We start from the raw sequence: 16,187 nt of genomic DNA, 5'->3' as shown, positions 1-16,187 counted from the left end.
AACGGCATCGGCGGTGTCGGCCTGTGCCGCTCGAATAGCCCATCAAGCCCCTGGACCAGGCGGCTCCACTACGCGCCGTCCCAGATCCGATCACTGATCCCGAGCGAATCGCGAGCTTGACCGGCCTGGCCGTCGATGTGCGCCTGCGCGGCCTCGGCGAGCGTGTACGACCGCTCGACCGGGACGTGGGGCTTTCCCCGCGAGATGAGGTCGGCGCCACCGGCTGCCGCCTGCGCTGTTTGTCCGGTAGGACGCGGGCCGGCGCGTTGTCAACGGGCACCGGCGATCCAGAAGCGGGCGGAATGCCGAGGGTTGCTCCTTGGTGCCAGGCCGCTTCGTGCCCCGGGAAATGTCTTCCATGGCCCGCCCGGCTCGGGAAAAGTATTGATCAGCGGCAAGGCAGCCCGGGCTCCGGAAGTCGCGTCAATCATCCATTCACCAGAAAAGGGTATCGGCATGTCTTTTTCGATTCACTCCATCATCTCCGCCGTGATGTTCCACGATCTGACGTGGGGCTGAGCTGTGCACATGGTTCACGCCGCGCTCAAGACACGCACCGCCAAGGCCGGCGACGGCGACGTGGCGGCGCTCATGGACGCGCTCTGGGCGCACGCCACCAAGGAAGACGGTCTCGAACATGTCCGGGCCCGCGCCGGGCCCGGGTGCATAGAGGTCATCATGTTCCTCCACTGCGACTCGGCGGAAAACGCGCGATATTGCGCCACACGCATTCTCGCGACCGTTCACCACACTTCGCGCCTGTTTTCCGAGAACTACTCGGAACCGTTCACCGCCTGAATCGGCCGACCCGGAGTGGCGGCCGGTAGGACAAGGAAAGTCAGGAGCTCAGGAATGTTGCTCGTCGTGGGATGGAAGTCACTCATAGCCTCCGCGCTGGAGCGCCTCGACCTCGACTATGTGATCGTCGTCGATCTGGAGGATCTCGGAAGCGCACGCGCCTGTGCCGCGGACGCGCGCCGCGTGCTCTCGGTCGGGGACTGCCGGGACGTCGAACAGGTGCTGTCCGCCGTCGAGCGGGCGGGATTCGGCCGGTCCTCGTTCGACACCGTCTACACCGGGTCGGAGGCCCTGCTCGTGCCCGTCGCGGCGCTGGCGGAGCTCTTCGCCGCCAAGTGCCTGGTCAGCGTCGAGTCGGCGCTCAAGTTCCGTGACAAGTCGCTGCAGAAGAGCGCGGTCCGGGCGGCGGGCCTGGCGACGTCGCGCGCCATGGTCATCGACGACATCGCCGGCGCGCTCCCGTCACGCCTGCCGATCGAGTTCCCCGCGGTTCTGAAGCCCGTCGCCGGCGTCTCGTCCCTGATGACGGTCCGGGTGGATTCTCGTGCGGAATTGGAGACCCTGCTCTCGGTCATTCATACGAGAAGCGGCCGGCCCGTCACCTTCTACCTCGAAGAATTCTCCGCCGGAGACGAATATCACGTCGACGGGGTGGTGCGGGAGGGCTCGCTGCGGGTCCTGGGCGTGTCACGGTACCTGAACAAGCCGCTTCAATGCCGGGACGGCGCCGTCATCGGCTCGTACGTCCTCGACCCGGACGCGCATCCCGAGATCTATTCCAGGATCCATGACATCGCCGAAACCTGCCTCGACGAATTCGGGCTCATGGACGGGGTCTTCCATCTCGAGCTTTTCAAAGACGGCGACAGTTATGTGTTCGGCGAGTGCGGGGCACGCCCAGGGGGCGGTTTCATCGTGCAGACGATGAAGCTCAAATTCGGCATCGACCTCTATGAGGAGCAAATTCGAGCCCTCGTGGGCGCCGAGCCGACACCGCCGAAAGTGAACCCGAACGCGATCGGTTTCACCATGCTGGCGGCCGCACCCGGTTCGATCGTCAAGGCGCCCCGGGTGAACGAGGTGCTGGAACGAAGGTCAGTTCGTGACGCGGTCCTGAACATCGAACCGGGCGGCGTGATGCCCGACATGCGCGGCGGGTCGATTCATCGGGCCGGTCTCGTGACGCTCGAGGCCGGGGACGACGCGGCCCTGCTCGACAGCATGAACGATCTCGTCGGGTGGTTCTCCGACAACGTGAACGTCCTTCCCGCCTGAGGAGACTGAGCGTGGCAACTCTGATCCGAACGCCGCCTGAAGACCAGGTTTCGGCAGGACGGCCGTCACGCAGGCGATTCGCCGCCTTTCTCGGCGGTCAGATGACCTCGTTGCTCGGTGACGGTCTTGCCGTACTGGCGATTCCCCTGCTCGTACTGGAGGTGAGCAACAGCCCGTTCGCCTCCGCTCTCGCGGTCGCGTCGCGGACGGTGGGATATCTGCTCGTCGGGATCCCCGCTGGGGCCATCGTCGACCGCGCCGATCCGAGGCTGGTCATGCTGGCCATGGACGTCGTACGCTGCGCCACGTTTGTGCTCTTCGGACTACTGGTGATCGCCGGCTCACCACCTGTATGGCTGGTCCTGGCGCTCGCGTTCCTCTCCGCCGGGGCGTCCGTGTTCTTCGAGACGGCCCTGACCGTCGTGGTGCGTGATCTGGCGGCCGGTCACCGGCTGGTGCGAGCCAATTCCTACCTGCAGATGGCCGGCCAGGCGGCACTGGTCGTCGGTCCCGGGGTGGTGGGCCTGCTGGCGGTCACCGTAGGTCTTCAGACGGCCCTGCTCCTCAACGCCTGCACGTTCGCGGCTTCGTTCGTCACCGTGCTGTTCGCCGCGCGGGGCGCCGGTGAGGTGTCCGGCAGGCCGGCGTCCCGCCGCCCGGCCTTGCGCGCCGATCTGGCCGAGGGGCTGCGCTACCTGCGTACCAGCCGGCTCATTCTGATCGTCACCTGTCTCCAGGCGGCCGCGAATCTCTTCATCTCGGTGGAGAACCTGATCGTGTACTACACCAGGGACACGCTGCACCTGGACAGCACGACCGTCAGTCTCATCGTCGCCGCGAGTGGAGCGGGCGGACTGGCCGGCGCGATGCTCGCCACGCGGCTGGCCACCGCGAGACGGCAGGTCGTCCTGATCGGGATCGGCTCGGCGGTCCTGGGGCTGTCGCTTGCCGGCATCGGCATGTCCACCTCCTACGTCCTGCTGGCCCTGTTCAACCTGCTCGCCGGCTCGTCGGCGGTCCTGGCCGGCGTCGTCATCCAGAGCCTGCGTCAACGCGTCGTCCCGCAGCGACTTCTGGGCCGGGTGACCGCGACCGCCCGGGTCGCCGCCCTTTCCGCGGCGCCGCTCGGCACCGTGCTGGCAGGGGCCCTCACCACACTCAACGACGGTGACCCCCGGCCGGTGTTCGTCGGCGCGGGCCTGCTGGCGGTCATCACCACCGCGGTCGCCTGGGCGGGCGGTCTGCGGCGTCACGCCGGGCTCACCGGTTCCTGAGTTGTGCACCAGGCCGCACAGATCCGGTCTGGACCGATCATCCGTTCCCGCGACCGAAAGGGTCGATATCCATGAGCGCGACCATTGCTCCCGCCAAGGCGAGCCCCCTGGCGACCATTGCTCCCGCCAAGGCGAGCCCCCTGGCCGACAGGCGACTGGCCGAGGCGAGCCCCCTGGCCGACAGGCGTCTGGCCGAGGTGACGCCGTCAGAGGTTCCCCCGCTCGCCCTCTACCAGAGCCCCTGGACACTCTCACTGTCGATCGCCTTCCTCTTCCGCGGCCGCGGGACGTACGTCATCGACGACATCGACAACGCCGGAGTCGTCCGCGGTCAGGAGGAACGGCAGGATTTCCAGGCCGTCCGCAAGGAGGTGCTGAGCAAGAAGGGCTGGACCAACACCCGGCCGCTGGGCGCCTTCTGCCCTGACGGGCTGCTCTTCGCCAATCTTTCCCGGGCCGACTACCTCGCCCTGGACCGCCGGGCGCCGCTCGCCAAGCTGGCCCGGCACCGATCCACGACCGTCGAGCGACTCGTCCGTGAGACCTCCCGCAGGCACGGCATGTGGACCCTGGCGGGGCCCGACCGGGCGATCACCGCCGTACCGATGCGGAACGCCGCGGCCGGGCTGCGGGACATCATCGCCAAGCACGAAGAGGCCGTCCTGCGTACGCTGCCCCGCCCCCAGGATCACGAGCCGGCACTGCGCAGGCTGCGCCACCTCATGCCGGAACCCGGTCAGGAGGGAAGCCTGCTGGAGTACTTCCGGCGATGCCTGCGGCGCGCCCTGGACATGATGGGGAGCGACGCCCCGGTCCTGTCCGCGGCACGTGATCTCATTCCGCGTGACGGCGGCCGGCTGCTGCCCCGGTTCCTGGAGCAGGCCCCGGAGGCCATCGACGTCTACAACGAGGCGGCCGCGATGCAGGGCAGCAGACCGCTGAACGCCGCTCACCCGCTCCCGTACTACACGGTGAGTCTCGCAGACGGGGTGCGCGCCGACATCACCGGCGCCGTCCGCGCACGTGACGACCAGGTCGTCGCCCCCAAGATCCTCGCTTTGGAAGGCGGGGCCGGGATGGCCCTGCCAAGGGCGACGGCGGCCCGGAGCACGATACTGGCCCGTGAACACGCTTATCGTGGGCTCTCAAGCGGCTCCAGCCAGGTGTTCTTCGAGGCCGGCTGGCTGGCCTCCCTCAATTCCTGCCGAACGGAAGTCCGCGTGGACGAGGTCTTCCAGCCGCTGGTCGGCGGCCGGCGGACGATGCCGCTGGGTGATCTCGCCGCCGAACTCCTCCGCCACGACGAGGCCGGCGACGAGGCTGAGGAGGCTGAGGAGGGTGGCTTTGATCACCTGTGGACCCGCTGGGTGCTCCGCGAAACCCTGAAGGATCTGCGGACGTGGAACCACCCGCTGCTCACCTACGCCGTCGCCGGGGACGCGTGGCTGGAGCGGCTCGCACCGAGTTCCTACACCGAGTACCGCTGACGGGCGGGCGTTCCCATGAGCTCACAGCCAGCCGCGCCTGGCCGCCTTGAGCCCGGCTTCGAACCGACTGGTCGCGTCGAGGCGTTCCATGATCGAGGACATCATGCGGCGCACCGTTCGCAGGGAGACGCCGAGGCGGTGGCCCGCGGCTTCGTCGATCATGCCGGAGCCGAGCAGCCGCAGGAGTTCGCGTTCGGTGTCGAGCAGGCCGGATTCCGGGTCGCGTTCGTGAGCCGCGCCGAAGGGGACGGCGGTGTCCCAGGCCCGCTCGAACAGGTCCACGAGCATGGCGACTATGCCCCGTTCCGTGACGTGCAACGCGCCTTTACGGGTGTCGGCCGGGTCGAGGGGTACGAGGGCCTGCTCCCGATCGACGATGACGAGCCGCTGGGGCACGATCGGCGCCGTGCGTACCTCGCCGCCGTGCTCCAGCAGCCAGTTCGCGTGGGTGGTGGTGGCGGAGTCGTTGCGGACGCTGTCCTGATAGAGGGTACGGAACGCCACACCGCGGATCATCGCCTCGCGGTCCAGAGGCCGCCCGGCCGCCAGATCTTCCAGGCGCTGCGCCGCGCCGGGGTGTACGCCCAGGCATTCCCTGGACGCGGCCCTTCCCATGCTTTCCAGGCACTGCTGGATCGCATCCAGGCCCAGGAGGCGTTCGCCTTCGGCGGAGCCGGGAACGAGACTGTCGGCCCGGTCGGCGACGAGGCGGGCGACCGTGGCGCGGGCGGCGGCGACCTGGGCCTGGCGGGCGGCGAGGTCGGCCTCTTGATGGCGTACCAGGTCGGCCAGACCCACTTCGGGGCTGACCGCGCGCAGCCGGCCCGGGTCGTCGCGGGAGGCACGTACCAGCACCAGATCGGCCAGGTCGTCAAGAGCGGTCCGGACGTCGCTCTCGGGCAGACCTGTCGCGCTGATCAGTTCGGCGATCCCGCAGCCTGGTTTCTCGAGCATCAACGTGTAGACGGAGATCGCGGCGTGGGACAGACCCAGCGCTTCCAGCACCCCTACCACGTCCCATCAAGGTGGCGATCGGATCGGCGAACTCGTCAAGGATGCGCGGCGAGCCAGCGGTGGTGCCCAGCCGGGCGCGACCACTCGGTCACCGCCTCTTCTGCCTGTTCATGGCCGATGTCGTAGGACATTACGTGATGGATCTACGGTTCCTCTTCCGTTCCGCTTCCGGCGGGTGCTCGTCCCCTGGCCAACGAGGCGGTTGCGAGCGTGGCGAGGAACGGACGCCTTGCAGCGATGCGGGTGACGGCGAGGATGTCGGCGAGGTTGCGCCGCTGCTTCGTGGTCCGGTCGGCCGGCTCGGAGTCGATGCCGGTGCACTCCTGCAGGCGGGCCTGGACGTCGGCCGGTTTCATGGTGGAGCCGGCGGGGAGCCCTTGCCACAGCGGATACTGCGGTTCCGTTGAGCGGGGGAGGTTGCGGCAGTAGTACTGGTACACCACGCGGTGGTCGTACCCCTGCTCGACCATCACCGCCCAGCGCTCCAGGTCCTCGGTCGGGCCGGCGGTGGTGTAGGAGGAGCCGGGCCCGCCGTGCGCATGCACGACGAGGGAGCCCTTCCAGCGTTCTGCCGGGCACCTCAGCCGCGGGCGATCATGCGAACGCTAATCGCGGATCCGGGTCAGAGCAGTCGCTGAGTCACGGACCACCAGTTCGGGTTCGGGGTCGGTGATGACACCGCCTGCGCTTGGCCGCCCCGCGATCAGGTCGTAAAGCGCCTCGACGCCGGCCCGGCCGAGTTGGTACATGGGCATCCGGACTGCGGTGACGGCCGGGCGCAGGTGTCGCATCAGGTCGACGTCGTGGATGCCGACCACCGACAGCTGGTCGGGGATGGTGATGCCGAGGTCGCGTGCGGCAGCCAGGACCCCGACCGCGCTCATGATGTTGTTGACGACGATGGCGGTCGGCGCGGTTGCCGCCTGCATGGCCTGCCGGAGCCCGTCGGCGCCGGCCTGCTCACCGAACCCGGTGGCCAGGTGTGGGGCCGGTGTCAGCCCGGCGGCGTCCATCGCCTGCTGGTAGCCCAGGTAGCGCTGCTGGGAAAGGTATCCCGAACCCCCGACGAAGACGATGTGGCGGTGGCGGAGGTTGACCAGGAACCGCGTCGCGATCTCGCCTGCGCGGCGATCGTCTACGTCGATCCAGGGATGGTCCAGTGCGTGTTCCAGGATGAGGATCGGCTTGGGGTGGGAGCTGAGTTCAGTCATCACGTCGTCGTCCAGCAGCCCTTCGCCGCGGATCAGAATGCCGTCGACCGTGCCCTGGCTGAGCAGCCGGGTCAGGAACTGGCTGCCGGAGCGCATCGTCTCGGCATCGCCCAGCAGGACCGTCGCGCCGTGCTCCGCCGCCGCCTCGTAGACCCCATGCCGCAGCGGTCCGTAGACCGGGTTGTCGAGCTTGTTGAGGATCATCGCGATCATGTCGGTTTGGTTGAGCCGCAGCGAGCGGGCCGTCTGGTTCGGCTGGTAGCCCAACTGCTGCATCGCCTGGAGCACCCGGGTGCGGGTGGATTCCTTCATCCGGGTGTGGCTCGTGCCGTTGACCACCGCCGAAACCACGGCGAGCGACACCCCAGCCGCCCGTGCGACGTCACGTTGCGTTGCCATGATGACAGCCTACTCGGTTCTTGACGTAACGTCTCACCATGCCTATTTTGAATTAACGTTACGTCAACAAGGAGTACATATGACATCGACACGTCGCACCGTCCTCCTGCGGTCCTCCTGGGCGACGGTGAACATCGGCGACGTGGCTCACTCCCCTGGCGTGGTGCGGGCGTTTCAGCGGTTCGCCCCCGAGGTCGAGGTCATCCTCTGGCCGGTGCGGCTGGAGGAGCGCGAACGATCCATGCTGCGGCACGCGTTTCCCGGCCTGCGCGTCGTCGATGGCACTCTCGGCGGGGACGGGCCGAGCACCCCGGAGTTGGCCGCCGCCATCGACGGCGCGGACGTCCTGATGCACGGATCGGGCGCCGACGCCTTCCAGACCACCGAGATCGATTGGTGGCGCGAGCACGTGGGCCGCCCGTATGGGTACTTCGGGGTCACCGTGGATCCGCTGTGCCCACCGACCATGGCGACGCTGCCGGAGCTGGCACAGATGGTCGATCTGCTCCCACCGTCCTATCTCGAGGACGACGTCAAGGATCGTTTCGACAGCGCCGACTTCGTGTACTGCCGCGAGACGCTGACCCTGGCCACCCTGCGCGGCCAGAAGATAACCGGGCCCGACCTCGCCTTCGGGCCGGATGGCACGTTCGCGTTCGACCACACTGACGCCGTCGCCGCCGCTCGCCTGCTGGAGGGTTTCGGCCTGCGGCCCGGTCGGTTCGCCTGCTTCGTTCCGCGGCTGCGCTTCGCCCCCTACGCGAAGATCTACGGCACGGAGCCGACCCGCGAGCAGCTGCGGCGCGACGCGGTCAACCGAGCCACCGTGACGCACGACCTGGCGGTGCTGGCGGCCGCGATCGAGACCTGGGTACGCGTCAGCGGCCTGCCGGCCGTCGTGGTGCCCGAGATGAGCTATGCCGTCGAGCTCGCTCACGAGCAGCTTCCCAGCCTGCTCAGTCCACAGACGCTCGGTCAGGTCCGGCTCCTGGACCGGTACTGGCCGCTGGAGGAGGCGACCGGGGTCTACGCCGTCTCGTCGCTGGTGGTCAGCATGGAGTGTCATTCGCCGATTCTGGCCGCACGACATGCGATCCCGACCGTCTACCTCCGGCAGCCGACCGAGACCACGAAATCTCAGATGTTCGCCGACCTCGGCGCCCCGGACCTGGTGATCGAGCTCGACCATCGTGCCGCGGCGACGGTCGTCGCGGCGGTCACCGACATCGCCACCGACCCGGCGCCCGCGGTCGCCCGGAGCAGGAGGGTCGCGGCCAATGCCGACGACCGGCTGCGGGCGGCGGTGCGAGCCTGCGTCGCGGGCCGGCCCATCGGCCTGCCCGCACCGGTGGAGAGCGGCGATGCATAGCCTGCGCAACCGCTGGCGGCGCGACCGGGTCCTGCTGCTGCTGGCGCTTCCCGGGGTCACGGCGCTGCTGCTGTTCCACTATCTGCCGCTTGGCGGGAACATCATCGCCTTCCAGGACTTCCAGCCGTTCCTCGGAATCTGGCACAGCCCGTACGTCGGCCTGGACAACTTCGAGCCGGTGTTCACCGGCGACCCGGTGTTCCTCAACGCACTCGTCAACACACTGATCATCACGCTGATCCAGGTGATCTTCGTGTTCCCACTGCCGATCTGCCTCGCGTTGATCCTGAACGCGACCATCAGCGAACGGCTCAAACGCCTCACCCAGTCGATCCTCTACATGCCGCACTTCCTGTCCTGGGTCATCGTGGTCGCCCTGTTCCAGCAGATGTTCGGCAACGGCGGGATGCTCAACGCCTGGCTGCGCTCGGCCGACCTGTCCACGTTCCACATCGTCGGCGTGCCCGAGCTGTTCAAGCTCATGATCACATCACAGGTGATCTGGAAGGACACCGGCTGGTCGACGATCATCTTCCTCGCCGCACTGTCCAGAGTGGATCCGGCGCAGATGGAGGCCGCGGTGGTGGACGGCGCCTCGGCCGCTCGCCGCCTGTGGCACGTGACCCTGCCCTACATCCGCCCGGTGATCGTCCTGCTGCTGATTCTGCGGCTCGGTGACTCGCTGTCCGTCGGGTTCGAGCAGATCATCCTGCAGCAGGCACAGGTCGGCGCCGGTGCCAGCGAAGTACTCGACACCTACGTCTACAACCACGGGATCGTCGGCGGCGACTGGGGCACCGCCGCCGCGGTGGGGCTGATCAAAGGCATGGTCGGTGTCGCGCTCGTGCTCGGCGCCAACCGGTTGGCCCACGCCCTGGGCGAGCAGGGGGTGTACGCCAAGTGACGAGCCGACCTGTGCCGACCGCGGTGTCCGTGGCGCGCCCCGCCGCGGGCGCGGGGCCGCGGCGGCCACGCTCGGGCCGTACCCAGCGCCCGGCCTGGATGGGCGAGCCCAGCAAGCTGGGGTTCGGTGCGCGGGGACTCGTGCTCGGCCTGGGCTGCCTGGCGGTTCTGGTTCCGTTCTGGGCGGTGCTCGTGACCAGCATCGCCTCCCCGGAGGAGATCAACAGGGCGGGCGGCTTCGTGCTGTGGACGAACGAACCGACGCTGGACTCCTACCGGGCCGTCCTGTCCGGCGGAATCGTCACCCGTGCGCTGCTGGTGAGCGGCGGCATCACCGCGGTCGGCACGGCACTCAGCCTCGTCACCACGATCGCTCTGGCGTACGCGCTGTCGCGGCCGGGTTCGTTGCTGCACAAGCCGGTCCTGCTGATGACGGTGTTCACCCTGCTGTTCAACCCGGGCATCATCCCGATGTACCTGACGGTCAAACAACTCGGCCTGCTGGACAACTACCTGGCACTGATCCTGCCGGTGCTGGTGAACGCGTTCAACGTCATCGTCATGCGCGCGTTCTTCCAGGGAATCCCGGGCGAGCTGCGGGAAAGCGCCCATATGGACGGTGCCGGGGAGATCCGCATCCTCCTGCGGATCGTCCTGCCACTGTCGAAGGCGGTCGTCTCCGTGATCGGGCTGTTCTACGCGGTGGCGTACTGGAACGCCTTCTTCTCCGCGATGTTGTACCTCCAGTCGTCGGAGAAGTTTCCGCTGCAACTGGTGCTGCGCACCTATGTCGTCAACAACACCCCGATCGGGTCCGACCAGCTCAGCTCGAACCTGGAGAACCTGCCACCACAGATCTCCGTCCAGATGGCGATTCTGGTCATCTCCGTCCTGCCGATCCTGTTCATCTACCCCTTCATCCAGAAGCACTTCGCCAAGGGACTCATGGTCGGCGCCGTCAAGGGCTGACCGGTCGTCCACACGATGTGGAAAGGAGACGTCATTGGCACCCACCTTCAGCCGCCGCCACGTCCTGGCACTCGGCGCGGCAACGGGGCTGGCCCCGCTGCTCGGGGCCTGCGGAGACGGCGGCCCGAGTTCGCCGAACAGCTCGACCGGGCCGGTCAAGCTGCCCACCTACAAGCCCGTCACCGCGGCCGCGCCCGACCTGGCCGCCGAGCCGGCCGGGGTGTCGCCGGGATACTTCGCCTACCCGACCGCCTCCGGCGCCGCGTCACAACCGGTGCGGGGCGAAGCCGTCACGGCACTGACGTACACCTACGACCCGATCGCCCCCGCGCTCGGCTCGAACCCCTACTGGCAGAACCTCAACGACAAACTCGGCACCGAACTGAAGATCACGTACGTCGCCTCGGCGGACTACAAGAGCAAGGTCGCCACGACCATCGCCGGTGGCGATCTGCCTGACATGGTGGCCATCCAGGGCGTTGTCCAGCAGATGCCGGCCATGCTGAAGGCGACATTCGCCGACCTCACCGAGTACCTGTCCGGGGACGCGGTCCTCGCCTATCCGAACCTCGCCGCCCTGCCCACCGATGCCTGGCGCAGCACCGTCTACGACGGGCGGATCTGGGGCGTCCCCGTGCCGCGGGCACGGATCGGCACTGTGCTGTACACCCGGGCCGACCTGCTCGCCAAGGCAGGACTTGGCCTCCAGCCCAAGTCGTGGGAGGAGTTCAAGCAGATGGCGGGCGCGCTGACCGACGAGCGGGCCGGTCGGTGGGCGTTCGGGCAGATCCCGTTCAACACGATCCTTGAGATGAACGGGATCACCGGCAACTGGCCCGGCGGCGCCGGCGTCTGGCAGGCCGACGGTGGCGTCTTCACCCACTCCGGGACGACACCGCAGTTCACGCAGGCCCTGGAGGACACCGTCGAGCTGGTGAAGTCGGGGGTGATGCATCCCGACCACGCGGGCGCGCCCAACACCAAGCGCAACGGGTGGATGGTGGCCGGCACGACCTCGTTCACCATCGGCGGGTACGCCGGGTGGGGCAAGTTCTACGGTCAGGCGAAAGACGTCCCCGGCTTCCGCCTGACCGGCATGCTCTCGCCCACCCGCGACGGCACAGGGACGCGGGTACGCACGCCCGGTCCGACGCTGTCCAGCTTCACCGCCATCGCCAAGACCGGCAACGCCGACCGGATCAAGCAGATCCTCAAGGTCCTCGACTGGTTGTGCTCACCCTTCGGCAGCAGCGAGTACCTGGCCCTCCGGTACGGCGTCGAGGGCCGGACGTTCAACCGCGACGGCTCCGACCCGGCCCTCACCGAGGGCGGGCGCAGCCAGATATTCCTGCCGGTGCGGTACCTCGCCGAGGCATCGCCCGTCATCTACGAGCCGGGCAACCGCCAGGCCGTGCAGGACCAGCACGACCACCAGGTCGCCGGCGTCCCGCTTGCCGTCGCGGACCCGACCCTCGGGCTGTACTCGGAGACCGCCGCCAGCAAGGCCGCCGGCGAGCAGCAGGAACTCGACTCGGTGCTGCTGGAGATCCAGCTGGGGAACAAGCCCGTCTCGGCGTGGCAGCCGGCCATCACGAAGTTCATGGACCGGGCGGGCAACAAGATCAAGGCCGAGTACGAGGAGCAGGCCGGTGGCTGACGCGCTGGACTCAGCGGAGTTAGGGAGATGACAGTGGTGCGATTTCGTTGGTACACGCGTGGCCGGGCCCGTGCGGCGGTCGTGCTGGCTCTGGTGGCGGCGGTTCTGTCGCCGGGCAGTCCCGCCGTCGCCGACATGTCGGATCTCGGCGGACTGCTCGACCTGACGCGCCCGGGGCTCGGCGCGGTGGCGGCCAAGCTGGCCGCCGGTGACGAAGCGGGCGCCGCGAGCGAGCTCAAGGTGTATTACGCGGGTCGCACCGACGTCCAGTACCCGGCTCCGGCCGAGGGCCTGGGCGGTGGCGACTCGGGCCCCGACGAGCTCGCGGCGGGGATCTTCCGGTTCGGCGCCGAGACCCGCAACTTCTACAACAGCGCCGAGCAGCGGATCGACATCGACTGGCAGGACCTTTGGGGTGGGACGCAGACCACCCCGGGCGGCGCGCAGGTTCTGATGAGCGACTTCACGTTCATGCCCAAACTGGCATTCGCTTACGTGTCCGAGAGTGACCCGGCCAAGCGTGCGGCGTACGCGGCGGCGTGGATGGACATCTCGCTGGACTTCTTCGCCGACGTTCAGAGCTGGCCGCAGAACCGCAACCTGTCGGCCGCCAAGCGGCTCGCACAGTTGATCAGCACGTTTTCCGTGTTCCGTACCGATCCTGGCATCGACGCGAGCGATCTCGTGACGTATCTGTCCGGCGTGCACGCCACGACGAAATTCCTCGTCGGCGCGCTGCAGACACATGTCGGAAACAACTGGTACGTGTCGATGGCCCGCTCCATCCACGCGGCAGCCGTGTTTCTGCCCGAGTTCTCGGCATCGCCTGGCTGGGAGTGGTTCGCGGTGCGCTCGGCAGAGCGGTTCCTGCGCGTGTGGTTGAAGGGCGACGGTGTGTACCGCGAGCCGGCGTTCAACTATCAGGCATACGTGGCGGATGTGATCAACTCCGTCATAGCAGTTGCGACTGCCAACGGGCGAACCGTTCCTGATTCGCTCGTCCAGGGGACGGACTGGATCGCGGATTCGCTGTTCGCGACCCGTCAGCCGAATCTTGAACCCGCGGCGATCGGCGACACGCCGAACAACTTCGCGGGTACGTCGGCCATTCGCAGGAGCGGCGTACGCAACTCCTGGCCCGATTTCACCTGGGTCGCCTCCGGCCGAACGGAAGGGACCGCCCCGACGCTGTCGTCCACGGTGTTTCCGATCAGCTTCGCGGTTCAGCGTTCCGGGTGGGACGCCGACGCCCGGTACATGCTGATCAACAACCAGAATTCCAGCTACACCGCCTCGCATCGGCATCCGGACGACCTCAGCCTGGTGATGGCGGCGTACGGGCGTCCGCTGATCGTCGACTCCGGGGTGGGGGACTACAGCCCGACCGAGACGAACAACTGGATGCGCCGTACCACCGCGGCGCACAACACCATCGAGGTCGACGGAGACCCGCAGACCGCCGGCGTCCCCCGCACAACGTCGCTGTGGCGCTCGAACGCGGGCCTCGACATCTACCGCGGCGCGGCGATGGGCTACCGGCCGGTCGAGCACGATCGCGCCGTCTACTTCGTCAAGCCCGGCTTCTGGGTGGTCTCCGACTCCCTCACCGGTGACACCGCCGCGCACGACTACCGGCAGCTCTGGCACTTCCCCGGTGATCCGGTGACCGTCAATCCGACCACGAAGGTCGCCACGGTCGGGTTCGACACCGTGCCCGGAGCCGCACCCGTTGCCGGCGTGCGGCTGATCCCGGTGGCGACGGCCGGCGCCGCGGTAACCCCCAGGGTCCACGAGAAGGGTGCTGTACGCGTCGGCGAGCAGGTGCTCACCAACGTCGACTACCTGTCGTACGACTGGTCCTCCAACGGGCCGACGGGACTGGACACGGTGGTGGTTCCCGGCAGGGCCGGCGCGGCGCCCTCGGTGACGGCGAAGCGCATCGCCATGCCCGGGGTGAGTCACTCCGTGGCGACGGCGATGGAGATCGCCCTGCCGGACGCGACCGGACGCTTCTACCTTTCGCGCGAGGCGACTCCCTCGTCGAGGGCGTTCGGGGCCGCCACGACCAACGCCGAGACCGCCTACCTCGAGCGTGCCAAGGGCGGCGGGCTTACCAGGTACTCGCTGACCAGAGGGTCGTCGCTGATCGACCAGGGCGACACCGTCATCGGCGCGTCCGCAGTGGTGTCCGATGTCAGTGTGGAACTGCGCGGCGCGACCGCCCGGATCTCGCTTGGGGATCCGTTCACCGGCACGCTCTCCATCAACGCGCCGAACGCGAATGCGGTGACGGTGAATGACACCCCGGTCGCGTTCACCCGCGCGGGTGACCTCATCACCGTGTCGGTCGAGGAACACTTCGCCCCGGCACCGGTGCTCAACGACGAGTTCGACGATGCCGGCCTGGACCGTGACGTCTATGACTTCAACGGATCCCTTGGCGGCTGGGCGCCGGTCCAGGGGACCTGGGCGCTCACCGGCGCACAGCCGGACACGCAGCTGGCACAGACCTCGACCGCGGACATGATGTCGTTCGCGGCGCTGCAGGACGTACCCGATGACGTGGTCATGGCCGCGGACATCGTTCCCGGCGTACGCGGCCAGACGACGGCCCGTACCGGTCTCGCGTTCCGCTACCACGATTCCCACAACTACTACCGGGCCGAAGTGCTCAACTCCACGTCGGGAGCGACGCTGAAGCTCGTGAAGATATACGACTCGAAGACCGAGGTCCTCGCGCAGACCGCACTGCCGAGCGGGGCCAACGTCCCGCACAAGCTGGTCGTATCCGCGATCGGGAGGCATCTGAGCGCCAAGGTCGGCGATACGTCGATCTCCGCGGACGACGGACAGTTGCCGACGGGTGGTGCCGCCGCCTTTACGCATCGGCGGGCCGCGACCTTCGACGACATCGTGATCAGGGAAGGGCTCGATCAGGCCGGTTGGCGAGGAATGACAGGGTCGGTGTCCGTCGCCTCGGGCAAGTTGCGCCTCACGCCGCCTGCCGGTGGCCGGGCGCACGTACTGGCCGACTCGACACTGCCGACGCGCTTCTCCGAGGCGTGCGACTATGCCGTGGAAACCACGGTCACGATCGACGGATCCGTCGGTAACGCGGGAATCTCGCTGCGGGACACCACGGACGCGTACGGGTATCGGATCCACGTCGGCAAGACGAGCAGCGGAACCCAGTACGCGAGCATTATCCGCGAGGCTCACGCGTCGGGTCCCGTCACAGTGGCCACGGCACCCATCAGCAACCCGTTGACAGGTCCCGTGCGACTGGGTGCGGCGATCCACGGCGACCGCATCACTGTGACGTTGGACGGCGTTCAGGTCCTGAAGGGTCGCGACACCGTCGTCCGCAGCGGCGGCGTCGGGCTTTACGCATCTACGGCGAGTTCGTTCGAGAACATCACTGTCGCACAGTCCTGCGGGCGGGAGCGCCTCCGGCCGATCGCCCCTGGCGCCGATCACCCCTGAACCACAACGACGGAACTGGCGTATAGCGGCAAAGCATGAGGGTTGGTGGGCCGCCGTGTGTAGGGGCGGCCCACCAACCTGTACCGCTTCATGACTCACCGCGTGGTGCTTGATCTCCGGCTTCGACCTCCAGAGGCCACACGGGCAAGATCGCAGTCCGCGCCGGTTGGCCCACCGTATCTGATCTTGATTCGGGTGTTCGGCTGGTTGGTGTTGCCGGGTCGTGGTCAGGCATCCAAAGATGTCGAGATCAGTGTGCCACGAACGCTGTTGGAGGTTGCGATGTAGAAGGTCGTGCTTTCTGAAGGCGGTGCTGTGCTGGTGATGGAGGTTGGCCCTCCGAGATCG

12 protein-coding genes are annotated in these 16,187 nt (G+C 67.9%); 9 read left to right on the top strand and 3 right to left on the bottom strand.

Features of this window, described 5'->3' with window-relative positions; genetic code table 11:
* Window positions 1–528 precede the first annotated feature (528 nt).
* The 4 genes from AB0I81_RS38575 to AB0I81_RS38560 all read left to right on the top strand — a co-directional run bounded on the left by AB0I81_RS38575 (window position 529) and on the right by AB0I81_RS38560 (window position 4,834).
* A complete protein-coding gene (locus tag AB0I81_RS38575) occupies window positions 529–798 on the top strand; it encodes a hypothetical protein (RefSeq protein ID WP_360667641.1) in 270 nt (89 codons plus the stop codon).
* 54 nt (window positions 799–852) lie between these two features.
* Window positions 853–2,073 (top strand): ATP-grasp domain-containing protein, encoded by a 1,221-nt coding sequence (locus tag AB0I81_RS38570; protein ID WP_360667638.1) that lies wholly within the window; start codon window positions 853–855, stop codon window positions 2,071–2,073.
* A gap of 11 nt (window positions 2,074–2,084) precedes the next feature.
* Window positions 2,085–3,347, top strand: a complete 1,263-nt coding sequence (locus AB0I81_RS38565; protein ID WP_360667635.1) for an MFS transporter — start codon at window positions 2,085–2,087, stop codon at window positions 3,345–3,347.
* 71 nt (window positions 3,348–3,418) lie between these two features.
* The gene (locus tag AB0I81_RS38560) at window positions 3,419–4,834 is read left to right on the top strand and encodes a hypothetical protein (protein WP_360667632.1); all 1,416 of its coding nucleotides are present in this window, start codon (window positions 3,419–3,421) and stop codon (window positions 4,832–4,834) included.
* 21 nt (window positions 4,835–4,855) lie between these two features.
* Here the strand turns inward: AB0I81_RS38560 and AB0I81_RS38555 are convergent, their stop codons facing one another.
* From AB0I81_RS38555 to AB0I81_RS38545, 3 genes are all read right to left on the bottom strand, one after another.
* Window positions 4,856–5,848, bottom strand: a complete 993-nt coding sequence (locus AB0I81_RS38555) for a helix-turn-helix domain-containing protein (RefSeq protein ID WP_360667629.1) — start codon at window positions 5,846–5,848, stop codon at window positions 4,856–4,858.
* Window positions 5,849–5,991: 143 nt separating this feature from the next.
* Entirely contained in the window at window positions 5,992–6,393 is a 402-nt protein-coding gene (locus tag AB0I81_RS38550; RefSeq protein ID WP_360667626.1) for a hypothetical protein, read from the bottom strand.
* A gap of 60 nt (window positions 6,394–6,453) precedes the next feature.
* Window positions 6,454–7,458 carry a LacI family DNA-binding transcriptional regulator gene (locus AB0I81_RS38545; RefSeq protein WP_360667623.1) on the bottom strand — a complete coding sequence of 335 codons (1,005 nt, stop codon included), beginning with the start codon at window positions 7,456–7,458 and terminating at the stop codon, window positions 6,454–6,456.
* A 79-nt stretch (window positions 7,459–7,537) separates the two neighbouring features.
* Between AB0I81_RS38545 and AB0I81_RS38540 the strand changes: the two genes are divergently transcribed.
* The 5 genes from AB0I81_RS38540 to AB0I81_RS38520 are packed head-to-tail and all read left to right on the top strand — an operon-like array spanning window position 7,538 to window position 15,839.
* Window positions 7,538–8,827 carry a polysaccharide pyruvyl transferase family protein gene (locus AB0I81_RS38540; protein ID WP_360667620.1) on the top strand — a complete coding sequence of 430 codons (1,290 nt, stop codon included), beginning with the start codon at window positions 7,538–7,540 and terminating at the stop codon, window positions 8,825–8,827.
* Entirely contained in the window at window positions 8,820–9,731 is a 912-nt protein-coding gene (locus AB0I81_RS38535; protein ID WP_360667617.1) for an ABC transporter permease subunit, read from the top strand. Before AB0I81_RS38540 ends, AB0I81_RS38535 begins: the two co-directional genes overlap by 8 nt.
* Window positions 9,728–10,699, top strand: coding sequence for a carbohydrate ABC transporter permease (locus AB0I81_RS38530; protein WP_360667614.1), 972 nt, complete (start codon window positions 9,728–9,730; stop codon window positions 10,697–10,699). Before AB0I81_RS38535 ends, AB0I81_RS38530 begins: the two co-directional genes overlap by 4 nt.
* A gap of 34 nt (window positions 10,700–10,733) precedes the next feature.
* Entirely contained in the window at window positions 10,734–12,356 is a 1,623-nt protein-coding gene (locus AB0I81_RS38525) for an extracellular solute-binding protein (RefSeq protein ID WP_360667611.1), read from the top strand.
* A gap of 27 nt (window positions 12,357–12,383) precedes the next feature.
* Complete coding sequence (locus AB0I81_RS38520) at window positions 12,384–15,839, top strand: alginate lyase family protein (RefSeq protein WP_360667608.1); 3,456 nt, start codon at window positions 12,384–12,386, stop codon at window positions 15,837–15,839.
* Window positions 15,840–16,187: the final 348 nt, after the last annotated feature.

The organism is Nonomuraea sp. NPDC050404 (assembly GCF_040655495.1).
Taxonomy (GTDB): domain Bacteria; phylum Actinomycetota; class Actinomycetes; order Streptosporangiales; family Streptosporangiaceae; genus Nonomuraea.
The sequence above is the reverse complement of the archived record's forward strand: the minus strand, read 5'-3'. Positions and strand labels throughout refer to the sequence as shown.

Bases quoted from the DNA above. Each gene is read 5' to 3' on its own strand.
- AB0I81_RS38545 (WP_360667623.1), bottom strand. From the start codon at position 7,458: ATGGCAACGCAACGTGACGTCGCACGGGCGGCTGGGGTGTCGCTCGCC.
- AB0I81_RS38575 (WP_360667641.1), top strand. From the start codon at position 529: ATGGTTCACGCCGCGCTCAAGACACGCACCGCCAAGGCCGGCGACGGC.
- AB0I81_RS38560 (WP_360667632.1), top strand. From the start codon at position 3,419: ATGAGCGCGACCATTGCTCCCGCCAAGGCGAGCCCCCTGGCGACCATT.
- AB0I81_RS38540 (WP_360667620.1), top strand. From the start codon at position 7,538: ATGACATCGACACGTCGCACCGTCCTCCTGCGGTCCTCCTGGGCGACG.
- AB0I81_RS38520 (WP_360667608.1), top strand. From the start codon at position 12,384: ATGACAGTGGTGCGATTTCGTTGGTACACGCGTGGCCGGGCCCGTGCG.
- AB0I81_RS38535 (WP_360667617.1), top strand. From the start codon at position 8,820: ATGCATAGCCTGCGCAACCGCTGGCGGCGCGACCGGGTCCTGCTGCTG.
- AB0I81_RS38570 (WP_360667638.1), top strand. From the start codon at position 853: ATGTTGCTCGTCGTGGGATGGAAGTCACTCATAGCCTCCGCGCTGGAG.